Source organism: Cryobacterium sp. Y62 (assembly GCF_002929785.1).
Taxonomy (GTDB): Bacteria; Actinomycetota; Actinomycetes; order Actinomycetales; family Microbacteriaceae; genus Cryobacterium.
The window spans coordinates 41,713-55,737 of sequence record NZ_PJJK01000115.1; the positions used below are offsets into that span (position 1 = coordinate 41,713).

Genomic DNA, 14,025 nt, shown 5'->3' on the forward strand with positions numbered 1-14,025 from the left:
AAGAGCCCACTGATAGTGAAACAGAGTCTGTACTTCGTCACTTGATCCCACCAATTGGCGCAGCGCCATCCGTTGCCCCACCGGAACGCACCCAGCCATCGACTTCGCTGCATTGAAACTTCCATAGACGGCCGACGCGATGAGCTGGCATGTCCTTCGCGGCGATCCAGGCATAGACAGTGTCTCTGCTCACACCGAGGTGTTCCGCAATGTCTTCAACCGAGAGCCATCGTTCCGACATTGCTCCCCCTCGTTGCCGGTTTCACCGGATCTAAACCGATCGTATCGGGTTACCGCACTTCACTGCACAAAGCCGGCGCAGTCCGGACGTGCGAGGCGATGGTGGCATTCGACCACCATTTATACCGATTCCAATCGACTTTCGCAGAAAGGAAGAATGTGCCGCGCATGAAGTAATCAACGTCACCAACCTGTTGATGTTATTCGCTACACAGACATACGGGCACAGTTCCGAACCGAAAGGCTCACCATGACCACGATTCCCTTAAGCCAGAATTCACCATTCGCTGAAGGTCGCAGGAGGAGCCTCGAACGCTGGTTCTCCCGGGACATGAAGCAGTTCGGTTCTGACCCGACGACATCATTGCTGGGCGCCTTCGACAATATTGTTACCGCGGGACTGTCCGCTGGGCCACAATTCAGCGAGGACGAAGCCTTCGGAAGGCTCGCTTTGCATCAGGGGTGCATTTCTGCGCCCTTGGACGTGGGGACCTTCCTGGCCCAGGATATGCAGGATGACCCTGAGACCTAGGAACCCACGGCAGAAATGCTCGCAAAACTTCGCGCACTCACGGTGACGCAAGATTGGGCAATTCGCATTCTGCTCGCCGTGCACGAGGAACGCCGGCAGAGCACCCCCACCCTTACCCTCAAGGAACTTGGATTCCCAATCGAATAGCCTCTGACGCTGTGGGGTGCCGACACCTGGATTGACCTCCGCTCACGGGTGGTCGCAGATTTTGCCGCGGCCACCGCCACGCCGACGATCGCTTTCTCGGCGGTGTACTCGCGATGGGAGCAACAAGGGTGGAGTTATTGCCGCGCATGACCTCCATATGAAAGACGCATACCTCTATTTCGTGACCGGCCTGCTCACCGACGGACAGTTGTGGGTCTCCACCTCCACCGAAACGCTCATCCAGGGCCTCGTACTGGGCTACTCCGAGGGAGTTGATCATGCGGCGCGCGCGAAGCTCCGACACAATTTTCTCCTCGCGGCCGCCACCGCATGTCAGGAGGGACTGATCGAGCAGGCCATAGAAGAGGGCAAGTGGAATGAAGCTACGGCACCGACATGGGAGCGAGATCGGTTACGCGCAAACAAATCCGGACAAGCCCCAAGCGCTGGTGTGTGGAGCTGCGCGGTGCCGCTCGTGCTCGTGCAGTCCTCGCACGCGCGGGCACGAGCAAAACGGACCGCCGTAAAAGGCAATGTTTTGATTCTCGAGGCGCGTACGCCGGCGCATTTTCTGATCAGCCTAAAGAAGCTGGGGATGGTAGATGCGGGCCACGTCAACGGCAAGAGCAAGGTACACGAACCCTACCTGTGAGATTGTTTTCGAAATCTCGGCCTCTGTCTACGCATGACTCTTGTGACGGACCTCCACGCGGGCGCAGGACATTGCAGGACCAGCGTTGCCAAGATTATTCGTTCGAGTTTCTATTACTTTCGTCCCATTCTCGCAAAAACCTGAAAGCTGCCGCGCATGACATGAGTGGACCGCGGAACACCTCGATCCACACGTCGAACCGGAAGCACTGAACCATGACCATTTTGATTACCCACCCTAGGGCGACCCTCCTCACCGCCGATGAGGTCGCCAATCGGCTCCGCGTCCCTCTCGCGACTCTGTACAAGTGGCGTTCCGTCGGCGGAGGTCCCGAGGGATATTTCGTCGGGCGCCACCTTAGATTCACAGAGCAAGCCGTCGATTCTTGGTTCACCGGCGGCGGAAACAAGGCGGCCAATATCGTTGCCAAAATCGCTGCCAAGACCTCGGCAAAGGCCGCCGCTCGTGGCTAACCGCACGCTTGGCGTCGGCGGCACGCCCTTTGGAAAAATATCTTTTCGACCGCTCCCGAACGGAAATGTTCAAGCGAAGGCTCGTATACGTTTCGAGATTGGCGGAAAACTGTATCCGTTCACAGCTCAAGGAGCTGATAACGGCTTCGCGGAGGCTGCCCTGAAAGCCAAATTGCTCACCGCGACAGAGCCGGTGCGCAAACGCAGACCCATCAAGGATGTCGACGGTGTGACAATTCGACAGGAGTTCACCACGGCCATCGAGAAGATTGAGCCTGAAACGCTGGTTAGGGATGCCATCGCGCTGTGGCTGCGGTCAATCGATGGAGACCCACTACGTCGGGCACAGACTCGGGATGCATATCGTCAAACTGCGAGGCAGTCACTCCTACTTAAGTATGGCAACACCGAGGTCGGTAACCTCGATGCGGGCCGACTCAAGCGCTACTTCACGACGCTCGCTCAAAACCAGCCGTCCTTGGCTCGCCGAGCAAGATGGATGCTTCAGCAAGTGCTCGCGGACGCTGTGCTGGACAAGGCGCTTCCACACAACTTGGTGATGGATACGCCCAAAGTGAAGCGTCCCGAGCACGAACAACCTGAAGTTCTCAGCATTGAGGACTTTCAGCAGATGAGGCAGTTGATAGTTGACTGGCGCACGGCCCGCGCCGGCCTCGGTGGCGCACAACGGGACCGTTCCTTTGTACTCACGGACGTCGTTGAAATTCTGGGCGGGACTGCGCTCCGAATCAACGAGCTCCTGGGGCTTCGGCACTTCGACGTCGATTACGAGCAGGGAACGGTCGCTGTGTGCGGGACTCTCGTCGAATTGGAAGGACTCGGCCTCAAATTCCAGCCTAAGACGAAGACCCCCGCGGGTATGCGCACGATCACCTTGCCGCGTTTCGCCCTGGACGCACTCCACCGACAGGCGAATCTCAACGGTCACCCCGAGTACATCTTTTCTACCGGTACCGAAAACTTCGTGAACTCACACAATATCGCCCGGTCATGGCGCGCCGCTCGCGCCGATTCCACTCTCGTCTGGGTCGAGATGAAGACGCTCCGCGCTTCCGTCGCGACCTGGATTGAGGACGAAGCGGGCCTTGCTGCCGCATCAGCGCAGCTCGGGCATGTGGTTGCTGCACCTGAAGGCTCGAAGGTCACCGCGAAGTATTACATCGGAAAGAAGGGCCGCAAAATCGTCGACAACTCAGGGATACTTGGCGAACTCGTCGGGCCCAATGTGGCGAATGAAAGTGGTGACTGAATTTTCGAGAGAAACACAAAACCCCCGCAATCCCAATGATTGCGGGGGTTTATCTGTGCGCCCGAAGGGATTCGAACCCCCAACCTTCTGATCCGTAGTCAGATGCTCTATCCGTTGAGCTACGAGCGCATGTCGATCCCGCGAACTTTCACACTCGGAGACAACTTGAAAACTATACCAGTTATCGAGACCTCCCCGTGCCGCGAGGGCGTGCCCGGCCACGCACGAGACACCCTTTTAGAGTTTCTACCACCTTTTATGCGTTCATCGCGTTTTGAGATTTCTGGGAATGACACCGACTCGTTGGCACTTCTCAAATGAGAAAGTAATTACCGAAGTCTCTATCTCCCATAAGGGTGGGTGTGTCTCATGAACGAAATAATTTCGGTACTGCGTGGGCACATCCTGCGACTGGCCCTGCTTCGCACCGGCGTCGCCGTGCTGTGCACCGCTTTACCCTGCTGCTCGGCACTCTGCGGTGGTTGCACCGACCCGCCTCAACTCCGGCGGTGGCAACACGCCCGGCGCGGCATCCGATCTTCCGTAGGGAGCCTCTCGCTCATCAGCATCTGCGCGGCCAACGTCGCCGAGGCACACGGCATACCCGGAGCCGACTGAATCATCTAGGCAGCCAGATCATCAGCGACGTGTCCGCAACGATCACACTCAGCGACAGTGTCGGGAGAATATTCGGTGATTCCTCAGCCAGCAAACCGTTCTCAACAACCAGCACAATGCCGGCTGCCTCGACATTGGTCTTGTTTCGCGGCACCGATGCAGCCTCGGTGAGCACCGGCAACTCCTCACCCGCGGCGTTGAACATGACACCGCTCTTCGGCTCGACTCTGGCCAGTGCTAGGGCCAACGCGTTGCCGCTCTTGGTCCTGAGCCTGCTGCACGACCTGGCCGGTCTCGGCCTGGTCCTGCGACGCGCGGCGGGACGACGCGGGCTACTGACCCAGTAGCGGGCAGCATCCGCTGATATCAGCCGGGCGCTTCGGCTTTCAGGTCGCAGCGCCGGCTGTTGCGCGCCATCGACGGTAAAATCAACCCCTGTTATCGGCCTCGGCCGGGTGATTTACTAGGTGGGTGAATGAAACCAGCCGCGCCGACACGGCAGCCTTTGACTACTCCGGCCTGCGCGCCGTCTTCATCAACTGCACCCTGAAACGCAGCCCCGAGGTGAGCAACACCCAGGGCATCGTTGACCTCAGCGCTCGAATCATGCGGGAGCAGGGCGTGCAGGTCGACCTTGTTCGCGCCATCGACCATGGCATCGCCACCGGCGTCTACCCGGATATGACCGAACACGGCTGGCAAACGGATGCCTGGCCGTCGCTGTTCCCGAAGGTGCAGGCCGCCGACATTCTCGTGTTGGCCGGGCCGATCTGGCTCGGTGACAACGGCTCGGTGACCAAACGCATCGTGGAGCGGCTCTACGCTCACTCGGGCGAATTCAACGATAAGGGCCAGTACGTTTTCTATGGCAAGGTCGGCGGCGCCATCATCACCGGCAACGAAGACGGTGTGAAACACTGCACGTCGAACCTGCTTTACAGCCTGCAGCACATTGGCTACTCGATTCCGCCCGCCGCCGATTCCGGCTGGATCGGCGAAATCGGTCCGGGCCCGAGCTACCTTGACGAGGGGTCTGGCGGTCCGCGGAACGACTTCACCAACCGCAACACAACGTTCATGAGCTGGAACCTCATGCACCTCGCCTCGATCCTGAAGCAGAACGGCGGCATCCCGGCCTACGGCAACCTGCGCCAGGACTGGGACCGCGGCGAACGCTTCGGGTTTGAGCCGAACCCGGAATATCGGTAGCAGCCAGTTTCAAGATTCTTCAGATTCGAGATCCCGTTGGCTAACATGGGGTCATGGTTCTCGCCCGCTCTCGCCGGGGCCGCGGCAGCTATCTCGCGATTGTCGGCTTCGCGGTGGTCTACCTGGGCGTCGGCTGGTATTGGTCACCACCTCTGTGGGTAGCCGGTCTGTATCTGGCGGCGAGCCTGGTCTGCTTCGTGCTCTACCTGGTGGATAAACGCCGGGCCGGCACCGCACGCCGGCGGGTATCGGAGCGAACGCTTCTGCTCTGGGGATTTGTCGGCGGCTGGCCGGGGGCAATCCTGGCGCAACAAATTGCGCGACACAAGACGCAGAAGAGAAGCTTTCGCCGCGCGTTCTGGCTCACAGTCGTCGCCAACGTTGGGCTGTTCATCGCACTGAGCTCACAAACATTCGACGAAGCGCTGGGTCAATTGTTTAGTATTCGTTGATTTCTTCCCCGGTTTCGGCCTCGTATTTTGCCTTCAGAATGGCCAGGTTGATCTGCACAAACGCTTCCAGGCGCTCGTTGCGATGCTCGGCATAGTCGGGTTCACGCTGATCGACGGCAAGTTCGATGAGCTTCGACGAGACGGCCGAACTGACCTCTTCACTCGCCGACCGTTGAGCACTCGCAACGATGCGTCCCACCTGATCGTCATCATCGGCAGCGGCGTCGAGGGCCAGAGCCAGCCGCTCGTGCACCCGCAAGCGCAGAGCGAACTGCTTGAGGTCGTGTCGCTGGTCGTCGGTCAGACTCAGCCGCCATTTCATTGACGCGAGGTCCTTGCTCATCCGGCTGACCCTCCGCGCGTACTCCTCGTTTTGCCGGGCCAGGTGGTGCAGCTCACTGCGGGCGTTGTTGGCATAGCGCGCGGAGTCGTAGTCATAGTGTTCGCGGAGCGCGCCAACGATGATGTCGTTCTTCACTGCCATGCGCACGGCCGACACGGCGATCAGCAGGCCCTCATCGACGGTGCGTTCGAGATCGGGCAGCTCAGCATTCACGTCGGGTTCTCTGACGTTCGCGTGAGCGTCAGCACGACGCCGGGACCGGTTCCAAATGATTGCGCCACCACTTCCTCGTGCAGGTGACTTTCATTTTATCGAAGGAACTGGTCAGTACCGTGCGCGAAGCGTGTGAATCCTGCCGTCCAGCTGATCGAGGGCCTCGGATCTGATCAAGGCACCCGGTGCTGACACTGTGGCATCGCCGTGGGGCATGAGCCGCACCCCTGGGCAGGGTCGTCACGCCCTGTCCGAAAGGGCGATGCTTGCGGTGGAGCGCCAAGAGTACGGTGAACGCATGGAAACCAGGCAGGGCGCGAGTGTCGCGCTCGGTCTTGCATCGTTTCTCTTTGCCGGGTGTGCTAGCCCAACGCCGCCGACCTGGAGCTGCGTAGCCGTCTCCCGCAGAAACAACAGCGGGTAGGTTTACGAATCCCAGTTAGCCTCACCCCCGCCAGATCTTCTCCGTGTCGAGCTCATCCATCAGCGCCCGTACGTGCGCGGGAGGGAGATACCCGGCACCGGTCAAACGGATGCCGCCGCCCACGTTCCCAAGGAATGTCTGGATCACCGCAGTGGCCGCGCCAGGTCCGAGTTGATCGCGGCGAGGTCGACGCGGAGGCGGAACAGAAGCGGAGTCTCAGGTGGTGTCAGCAGTGGGAGGGGCTTGAGCGGTGCATCCATGAACGCCAGGGCTGAGTCATCGGGACTCCTGAGGGCGCCCAGCAAGTCCGGCGAACCCGAGCCAGCCGTCGCGGCGTCAAACCGCGCCTTGACGTCGGCAAAGTCGGTCACGTTTTCGGCCGCGGACGCGGACTCATGGTCGCGCGGTGTCGTCATACCGACAGGATATTTGAGATTGCTCAGAACCTCGTGGATGCGTCGTCGGCGTTGCCAGCACGTGCTCGGGTTGGAGTTCCGCCACTAGATCAGGTTCTGCTTCTCGATCTGTTCGAAGCTCCTGGTCGCGTCCTTCAACCCGCCCCACAGCGTCACCTCGCCGCGGGCCAGAGACTTTCTGACGTCGATGATCCGCTGGTTGCTGCTGCCCCGAAACTGCAGGTTGAGATCGCGCTTCGCCAATTCGAACCGACCGTCGACCAAAACGTCAATCTTGCCGAGCATCTCGAGTTTGTCCACACTCGCCAGCAACAGTTCTTCGAAGGTGTACCCGGTCCAGGACCAGACGTCCTTCGCGGTGCCGAGCTCCCGACGCACCCGGTCGAGCAGCGACAGGCACACCCCGGTGTTGAGAAACGGCTCGCCGCCCAGAAGGGTGAGGCCTTGCACATACTCCTGGCCGAGATCAGCCAGAATCTGGTCCTCAAGTTCCTGGCTGGACTGCTGTCCGTAGCGAAAACTCCAGGTGGCCTCATTGAAGCACCCCGCACAGGCGAATAGGCAACCGGACAGGTACAGGCTGCACCGCACCCCCTCACCGTCGACAAAGACAAACGGCTTGTAGTCGCCGACGTACCGCTGGCTCAGCTTCTGCGACAGCCACTCACCGGGCTGGGGATTACGCATCCAGAGCAACCAGGGCGGCGGCATCCGTGCCCCGAATGCCGGTGGTGCCGGGCATGTGCTTGACCCGGGAGGTGATCTCGCTGTGCCGGCCGTGCACCATCGGGCGGGCCTGGGGGTTGCCGAGGTAGCCGCAGGTTCGTTTGACGACATCGCAGGTCATGGGGTCGGCACTCCGGACACTCCGGACACTCCGGACACTCGAAACCGCGCTCGGTGGCGTCGAAGTCGCCCGAGAAGCCGCAGGCGTAACAGCGGTCGATCGGAGTGTTGGTACCGAGATAACCGACGCGATCGTAGGAGTAGTCCCATACGGCTTCAAGGGCCTTGGGGTTCTGTTGCAAGATCGGGTATTCGCAATAGTGGATGAATCCGCCTCCGGAATACGACGGGTACACCTTCTCGAAATCCAGCTTCTCAAACGGCGTCGGGCTCTTGCGCACGTCGTAGTGAAAGCTATTAGTGCAATAGTCCTTGTCGGTGATATTCGGCACGAAACCGAACTTCTCGGTGTCCAGCCGGCAGAACCGGTCGGTCAGGCTCTCGCTCGGCGTCGCGTACACGCTGAACTGGTAGCCGTACTCGACGCTCAATTTCTTCGCCCGCTCCTGGAGCGTACGCAGAACAGCGACGGTGAAATCCTTCACCTCGCTGTTGGTTTCCCAGTCACCGCCATAGAAGGCCGCCGCGACCTCGTACAGGCCGATATAGCCGAGGGACACCGTGGAGCGTTTGTTCCTGAAGAGGGTGTCGACCGGCTGCCCGGCCGCAAGGTGCTGGCCGAAAGCACCGTAGATATACAGGATCGGGGCGTTCTCCGGGGTCGCCTCCTTGCACCGCTCAATTCTGAACAGCAGAGCGTCGCCGACCGTGGTCACTCGCTCGGCGAGAATGCTCCAGAACTTGCTCTCGTCCCCGCCGGACTCGAGGGCGATCCGGGGCAGATTGAGCGTCACGACTCCGAGGTTCATCCGCCCCTCGGAGACATCGTTGCCCTTCTCATCGGTCCAGCCCTGCAGAAAGGAGCGACAGCCCATCGGCACCTAGAAGCTGCCGGTGAGTTCGACGATTTTGTCGTAATTGAGAATGTCCGGATACATGCGCTTGGTGGCACACTCCAGTGCCAGCTGCTTGACGTCGCAGTTCGGGTCAGTCGGTGCGAGGTTGAGGCCCCGCTTGACGGTGAAAATCAGCTTCGGGAAGATTGCGGTGCGCTTCTCGCTGCCAAGCCCGGCGATCCGAATTTGCAGGATCGCCTTTTGAATCTTGCGTTCCAGCCAACTGGTGCCGAGCCCGAAACCGAGCGAGGTGAAGGGTGTCTGCCCGTTAAAGGTGAACAGGGTGTTGATCTCGTATTCGAGACTCTGCATAGCGTCGTAGATGTCCTTGAAGGTCTTCTCCTCAGCGTAATCCTGATGCTGGGACTCGTCCGCTATCCACTTTCGGGCATCGCCCAGGTGCTTTTCGAGGTTCTTCCCGGCGTAGGGAGCGAGCACTTCGTCGATGCGGTTCCCCAAGCATCCGCCGTACTGACTCGACGACACATTTGCGATGATCTGTGAGATCTGAGCCGTCGCCGTTTGAATGGACCGCGACGGGTTGACGTCGGCGTTGCCGATCCGAAAACCGGTGCTCAGCATCGTCTTGAAGTCGATGAGGCAGCAGTTCGTCATTGGTGCATAGGGGTGGTAATCGAGGTCGTGGTAGTGCAGCTCGCCCTTTTGGTGGGCCGTGGCGACGTGCGGCGGCAGCATATTCAGGCCGATGGCCTTGCCCACAGCGCCGGCGGTCAAGTCACGTTGGGTGTTGAAGACGTCGCTGTCCTTGTTGGCGTTCTCGTTGACGACCGATTCGTCTTTGCTGATCAGTTTGACGATCGAGTGATTAATGTCGGTGGCTTGGCTGCGCGCGAGGTCCCGCTGGATGCGGTATTTAATGTACGCCTCGGCGGCGTCGTATTCCTTGCTGTCCAGCAGGGCGTGTTCCACCATGTTCCGCACCTCATAGATCTTGATGTCGACCGTGAAGTGCGAGGCGATCTCACGGTTGACGTGAGCGACCACGTCACGAATGATCTGGTGCGTGAGCGGGGTCAGCTCACCGTTCACTTCGGTGAAACTTTTGGCGAGGGCGGCGTAGATGCGCGCCTCATCGAAGGCAACCCGACGTCCGTCCCGTTTGGCCACCATGAGGGTTTCTGAGCTGAGGTTTTCCATCTTCAACATGCGCAGCATGTCTCCTTGAGTCGTAGCACCCACAGCGATCGAGCAAAAGCTTGAGCCGGACGAAGGAACCATATGTAGTGGTTAGAGTGTGATTTACACACTATATATAGTGGTAAACGTTCGTTCACCATTCGTTGGGAAGGGCGCAGCGCCCCGAGTCAGAAACCACTGACAATATCTCAAATCGCTCCACCGATATCGTCGCGAAACTCCCCACTCGCAGTATCAACCGCGGCGCCCACCGTCGGCGCGAACCGCTCGGGTGAAAACCGGTCACCCAATCCGAAAGCCTGCAGCTGGTCCTTCACCGGCCCCTTCATCTCGGCCAGCACGAGCGACACCCCCCGAGACGCAAGGTACTCGTCAAGCTCGAGTAGTTCGTCGATGGCGGTCGTGTCGATATCGGTGATCGGTTCGGCGGCAAGGATGACGGTGTGAATGGGCGTTCCGATCGGCCTGCCAGCGGCCTCCGATTCCCGCTCCGCTCGCCGCACTACCGAGCGCACGTAATCATCAAAGATGCCCCCGTTGGCAAAGAACAGCGGGGCGTCGAAACGCACAATGACGATGCCGGGAACGCGATCGGCATCCGGATGCCGTGAGCGATCATGGTATCCGCGCATACCGGGAATGCGCCCGAGCTCGGCCCGGTACGGACGCCACGCGCGGAGCACGAACGCGACCAGAGACAGCCCGATCGCCACGAGAATGCCTTGCAGAACGCCCACCAGAAAGACGCTGAGGAACGCGGCGATCGAGAGCAGGGCATCCGTTTTGTCGATCCGCCACAATCGCGAGACGCCCGAAACATCGACCAGGCTGGCGGCGGCCACAATGACCACGGCGCCAAGTGTCGCCGACGGGAGGTACCCGGTTACACCGGGGGCAACGAGCATGAAGATGACGATGATCAGCGCGCCGACGACATTCGTCAGCTGGGAGCGCGCCCCTGCCTGCTCGGCGACGGGTGTGCGCGAGGTGGAGGCCGAGATCGGAAAGCCGCCAAAGAACCCGCCTCCGATATTGGCGAGTCCGAGGCCGGCCATCTCTTGGCTGCCGTTCACACTGTCACCGCGGCGCGCTGCGAGTGTGCGGGAGAGCACCCCGGTGTCAGCGAAGGCGATGAGCGCTATGCCCAGCGCCGGCGCGATCAGCGAAACCACGTCGCCCCAGACGAGTCCGCCGAGCGCCGGGGCGGGGAGCCCCTGCGGCATAGCGCCGACGACCGGCAGCACGTTCTGCAGCGAGAAAATTGCCGTGACCACAATAGACGCGACGACCGCGATCAGCACACCAGGGACACGCCCGCCGAGCAGGAAACGCAACCCGACGATGACGGCGAGGGAGGCAAGGCCGAGCAGCATTGCGACGACGCCGATGCTCCCCGCCGCGGCACCCTGCACGATTGCACCAATCCCTTGAATCGGACCGGGAGCCTCGATGGAGAACCCGAACAGCTTGGGAATTTGCGAAATGATCACTAGCAAAGCGACGGCGTTGAGGTAGCCGACCCGGATTGGCTTGGAGAGCAGGTCGGTGTCGAAGCCGAGTCGGAGCACGCCGGCACTGAGCAGGGTGAGGCCGACCATCAGGCCGAGGAGCCCTGCGAGGGCAATCGCTCGCTCGGTATTGCCGAGCGCCAGCGGCAGGATTGACGCTGCGATGATTGGGGCGAGCGCCGAGTCAGGACCGAGCACGAGGATGCGCGATGGGCCGAAGACGGCGTAGATTAGCAACGGCACGACCGTCGCGTACAGACCGGTGTACGCGGGTAGCCCGGAGGCCTCCGCATAGCCCATACCGGCCGGGATCAGCAGGAAGCTGAGCGCGATGCCGGCACGCAGATCAGGCACCAGCCACGCGCGCTGGTAATGCAGGGCGGTGTTCAGCCCCGGGATCAGGCTGAGGGCGACGCCGCGGAATCCGCCGATTGGCATGCCTACACGGTAGTCCGGTCCTCGTCTGCTGTCTGGACTTCCTGAAAGGTTCCGCTGCGTCACGTCGAACGGATGCTGATTTGAGTGGATGTCTACCCGATCGCGACGACCAGGCACAGCCCCGCCAACACGAGGCTCACCGGCGTCATCACGAGGCGTTCCGGTTTGCTGCGGGAGATCCCGTTCATGATCACGCCGAGCGTGAAGTACCCAGTGAGCACCCAAGCGGCCACGCCGATGAAGGTCGCGGTGGGGATGAGAGACGTCAGCGCCACCCGTTCGAGTACGAGAAGTGCGAACACGAGGTAGATCACGATCGAGACGGCGCTGCCGATGCGCAAGTGCGTCGGGAGCACCGCGTGCTGGCCGCCCCAGGCGAACCGCCCGAGCGGTAGACCTGCGATCAGCAGCAGCTGGAAGATGGCAAGAAATGCCAAGATGATGCAGAGCAGGGTGGCGGCTGCGGTTGTCATGTGGTTCAGCTTAGGTTGGCCGCACAATCGCCCTGTCAGCCCTCGATCGCCAAGCGTCTCAACCAGGCTGTACCTTGTCACAGGTGGCGCAATTCAAGGCAAAGAAAAACCCCTGAGCCCCCGTGCTTACCAGAGATTCAGGGGTTCAAAGATCTGCGGAGACGGAGGGATTTGAACCCTCGGTACCCTTGCGGGTACTCCACCTTAGCAGGGTGGTGCACTAAGCCGAACTATGCGACGTCTCCTTGGTACCTGCTTGCGCAAACACACTCGTTCATCTTAGCCGTAACGCGGGCATCCGCTTTGACCATGAAAATCACGGCCCGTAAAACGGATGCCCGCGCCCGGCTACTGGTTCTCGAGCGTACGTCCCCTGGTGCAGGTATAGTCACCAGCCGTTTGACCGGTCACCGACTCCGAGAGCACGACGCCGGTGTCTTCGGTGGCGACGGGAGCCTCGGTCGCAGTCGGATCAGCTGTTGCGGCAGGATCGGTCGTTGCCGAGGGAACTGCGGTCGCGACCGGGTCCGGCTCAACGGGAGCGTTCGGATTGGCCTCGGTGCCGCGTCCGGTGGTTCCGCTCAGGGTTAGCGGCTGATCGGCGGCAACCGCCTCGAACAGGTTGTCGAAGGCTGGCTGCACGGCTTTCACCCCGCCGGTCGTGCTGCCGGTGGGCACCTGCGCGAAGACCACCTGATCCAAATCGATGTCCTTCAGTGCGATGGCGATCGACGCGAGTGTCGTCACACTGCTCAGGCTGTCGGAGAGGCGCATGTTAGCTGTGACCGCCTTCGCCAAGGCATACACCTTGGTCGGGTCTGCGAGCGTGTCAGCACTCTTGATTGTGCGCACGAGCGAAGACATGAACAACTGCTGGTTGTTGATGCGGGTCAGGTCGCCACCATCGCCGAGGCCGTGGCGGGTGCGCAGAAACTGTAGAGCTTCGTAGCCCTCGAGTGTGTGCTCGCCCGGGTCGAGAAAGGTGCCGGTGTACTCGTCTTCGATGCGGGTGGCCACGCAGACCGGAACGCCGCCGACGGCGGAGGACATGGCCATGACGCCGCTGAACTGCACCTCGGCCGCAAAAGGAATGGACAGCCCGGTGAGCTTCTCTACGGTCAGCACGGTGCAGGCGAGGCCGCCATAAGTGAGCGTGGTGTTGATCTTCAGGCTACTCATTGCACTGTACGACCCGCTGCCGTCTTCCTTTGGGCAGGAGGGGATGGCGACGAACATGTCGCGGGGAAAGCTGATGACCGAGGCGTTGCTGTGGTCTTCGGAGATGTGCAGCAGCATGGTCACATCATTGAGGTCCCCGGTGGAATCCTCCGGGCCGAACCTGGCCTCCTGGCCGACGCGACTGTCGCTGCCGACGACGAGCATGTTCACGCCGCCGTCGATGGCGCCGATCGACGGAACCGGGCCGTTGCTCTCATTAGCCAAGTGCACGCTCGGCGGCGCGCTCGCGACAACGTCGTAGGCGGCGATGGCGGCCACGGAAAATCCACTGACCAGAACGACGGCCACGCTGCCCGCAATGAATTTCGCAACGGCAACCGCAGCGTTCGACTTCTTGAGCCGACCATGACGGGCAACAGTCTTGAGATTCTTGGAACCGGCACTGCGGGGGCGAAGTTGGTCGCTCACTCATGTCCTCTCGTCGGGTTGTCGGCCTGGTCAGCCTGAGGCATGCGCCCTGTCTTGCACTTGCACTGTT

At 60.9% G+C, this 14,025-nt stretch carries 17 protein-coding genes, 2 tRNA genes and 1 pseudogene; 9 read left to right on the forward strand and 11 right to left on the reverse strand.

What is annotated here, in order from left to right; genetic code table 11:
- Positions 1-37 precede the first annotated feature (37 nt).
- Positions 38-241 (reverse strand): helix-turn-helix domain-containing protein, encoded by a 204-nt coding sequence (locus CXY71_RS14360; RefSeq protein ID WP_104136694.1) that lies wholly within the window; start codon positions 239-241, stop codon positions 38-40.
- 249 nt (positions 242-490) lie between these two features.
- Between CXY71_RS14360 and CXY71_RS14365 the strand changes: the two genes are divergently transcribed.
- The 5 genes from CXY71_RS14365 to CXY71_RS14380 all read left to right on the forward strand — a co-directional run bounded on the left by CXY71_RS14365 (position 491) and on the right by CXY71_RS14380 (position 3,314).
- Positions 491-772, forward strand: coding sequence for a hypothetical protein (locus CXY71_RS14365; protein WP_146072840.1), 282 nt, complete (start codon positions 491-493; stop codon positions 770-772).
- A 15-nt stretch (positions 773-787) separates the two neighbouring features.
- On the forward strand, positions 788-919 hold the full coding sequence (locus tag CXY71_RS22385) for a hypothetical protein (RefSeq protein ID WP_255412641.1): 132 nt from the start codon (positions 788-790) through the stop codon (positions 917-919).
- A 157-nt stretch (positions 920-1,076) separates the two neighbouring features.
- Entirely contained in the window at positions 1,077-1,571 is a 495-nt protein-coding gene (locus CXY71_RS14370) for a hypothetical protein (RefSeq protein WP_104136699.1), read from the forward strand.
- Between the two features lie 215 nt (positions 1,572-1,786).
- Positions 1,787-2,044 carry a helix-turn-helix domain-containing protein gene (locus CXY71_RS14375; protein WP_104136702.1) on the forward strand — a complete coding sequence of 86 codons (258 nt, stop codon included), beginning with the start codon at positions 1,787-1,789 and terminating at the stop codon, positions 2,042-2,044.
- Positions 2,037-3,314 carry a tyrosine-type recombinase/integrase gene (locus CXY71_RS14380; RefSeq protein ID WP_104136704.1) on the forward strand — a complete coding sequence of 426 codons (1,278 nt, stop codon included), beginning with the start codon at positions 2,037-2,039 and terminating at the stop codon, positions 3,312-3,314. Before CXY71_RS14375 ends, CXY71_RS14380 begins: the two co-directional genes overlap by 8 nt.
- 56 nt (positions 3,315-3,370) lie before the next feature.
- Here CXY71_RS14380 and CXY71_RS14385 read toward each other — a convergent pair.
- A tRNA-Arg gene (locus CXY71_RS14385) sits at positions 3,371-3,443 on the reverse strand.
- A gap of 240 nt (positions 3,444-3,683) precedes the next feature.
- Here CXY71_RS14385 and CXY71_RS20735 point away from each other — a divergent pair.
- On the forward strand, positions 3,684-3,932 hold the full coding sequence (locus CXY71_RS20735; protein ID WP_146071628.1) for a hypothetical protein: 249 nt from the start codon (positions 3,684-3,686) through the stop codon (positions 3,930-3,932).
- Position 3,933: 1 nt separating this feature from the next.
- On the opposite strand, the gene CXY71_RS14390 is transcribed toward CXY71_RS20735, so the two are convergent.
- Complete coding sequence (locus CXY71_RS14390) at positions 3,934-4,137, reverse strand: hypothetical protein (protein WP_104136706.1); 204 nt, start codon at positions 4,135-4,137, stop codon at positions 3,934-3,936.
- Here CXY71_RS14390 and CXY71_RS21170 point away from each other — a divergent pair.
- The 3 genes from CXY71_RS21170 to CXY71_RS14400 all read left to right on the forward strand — a co-directional run bounded on the left by CXY71_RS21170 (position 4,136) and on the right by CXY71_RS14400 (position 5,593).
- Positions 4,136-4,279 carry a hypothetical protein gene (locus CXY71_RS21170; protein ID WP_158253106.1) on the forward strand — a complete coding sequence of 48 codons (144 nt, stop codon included), beginning with the start codon at positions 4,136-4,138 and terminating at the stop codon, positions 4,277-4,279. The two genes, CXY71_RS14390 and CXY71_RS21170, sit on opposite strands and share 2 nt — an antisense overlap.
- Before the next feature lie 124 nt (positions 4,280-4,403).
- The gene (locus tag CXY71_RS14395; RefSeq protein WP_104136709.1) at positions 4,404-5,141 is read left to right on the forward strand and encodes a flavodoxin family protein; all 738 of its coding nucleotides are present in this window, start codon (positions 4,404-4,406) and stop codon (positions 5,139-5,141) included.
- Positions 5,142-5,194: 53 nt separating this feature from the next.
- The gene (locus CXY71_RS14400; protein WP_104136711.1) at positions 5,195-5,593 is read left to right on the forward strand and encodes a DUF1294 domain-containing protein; all 399 of its coding nucleotides are present in this window, start codon (positions 5,195-5,197) and stop codon (positions 5,591-5,593) included.
- Here the strand turns inward: CXY71_RS14400 and CXY71_RS14405 are convergent.
- The 8 genes and pseudogenes from CXY71_RS14405 to CXY71_RS14440 form a co-directional block, all read right to left on the reverse strand.
- On the reverse strand, positions 5,580-6,149 hold the full coding sequence (locus tag CXY71_RS14405) for a hypothetical protein (RefSeq protein ID WP_104136714.1): 570 nt from the start codon (positions 6,147-6,149) through the stop codon (positions 5,580-5,582). The two genes, CXY71_RS14400 and CXY71_RS14405, sit on opposite strands and share 14 nt — an antisense overlap.
- A gap of 567 nt (positions 6,150-6,716) precedes the next feature.
- The gene (locus CXY71_RS14410; RefSeq protein WP_104136717.1) at positions 6,717-6,989 is read right to left on the reverse strand and encodes a hypothetical protein; all 273 of its coding nucleotides are present in this window, start codon (positions 6,987-6,989) and stop codon (positions 6,717-6,719) included.
- 84 nt (positions 6,990-7,073) lie between these two features.
- A complete protein-coding gene (gene nrdG / locus CXY71_RS14415; RefSeq protein WP_104136930.1) occupies positions 7,074-7,676 on the reverse strand; it encodes an anaerobic ribonucleoside-triphosphate reductase activating protein in 603 nt (200 codons plus the stop codon).
- A pseudogene (gene nrdD, locus CXY71_RS14420) lies at positions 7,634-9,970 on the reverse strand (anaerobic ribonucleoside-triphosphate reductase). The gene nrdG and the pseudogene nrdD overlap by 43 nt, the downstream one beginning before the upstream one ends.
- Positions 9,971-10,077: 107 nt before the next feature.
- Complete coding sequence (locus CXY71_RS14425; RefSeq protein WP_104136719.1) at positions 10,078-11,835, reverse strand: SulP family inorganic anion transporter; 1,758 nt, start codon at positions 11,833-11,835, stop codon at positions 10,078-10,080.
- Between the two features lie 92 nt (positions 11,836-11,927).
- Positions 11,928-12,308: a hypothetical protein gene (locus CXY71_RS14430; protein ID WP_104136722.1), complete on the reverse strand. Its 381-nt coding sequence runs from the start codon at positions 12,306-12,308 to the stop codon at positions 11,928-11,930.
- A 156-nt stretch (positions 12,309-12,464) separates the two neighbouring features.
- A tRNA-Ser gene (locus CXY71_RS14435) sits at positions 12,465-12,553 on the reverse strand.
- Between the two features lie 103 nt (positions 12,554-12,656).
- The gene (locus CXY71_RS14440) at positions 12,657-13,955 is read right to left on the reverse strand and encodes an LCP family protein (RefSeq protein WP_104136724.1); all 1,299 of its coding nucleotides are present in this window, start codon (positions 13,953-13,955) and stop codon (positions 12,657-12,659) included.
- Positions 13,956-14,025 lie beyond the last annotated feature (70 nt).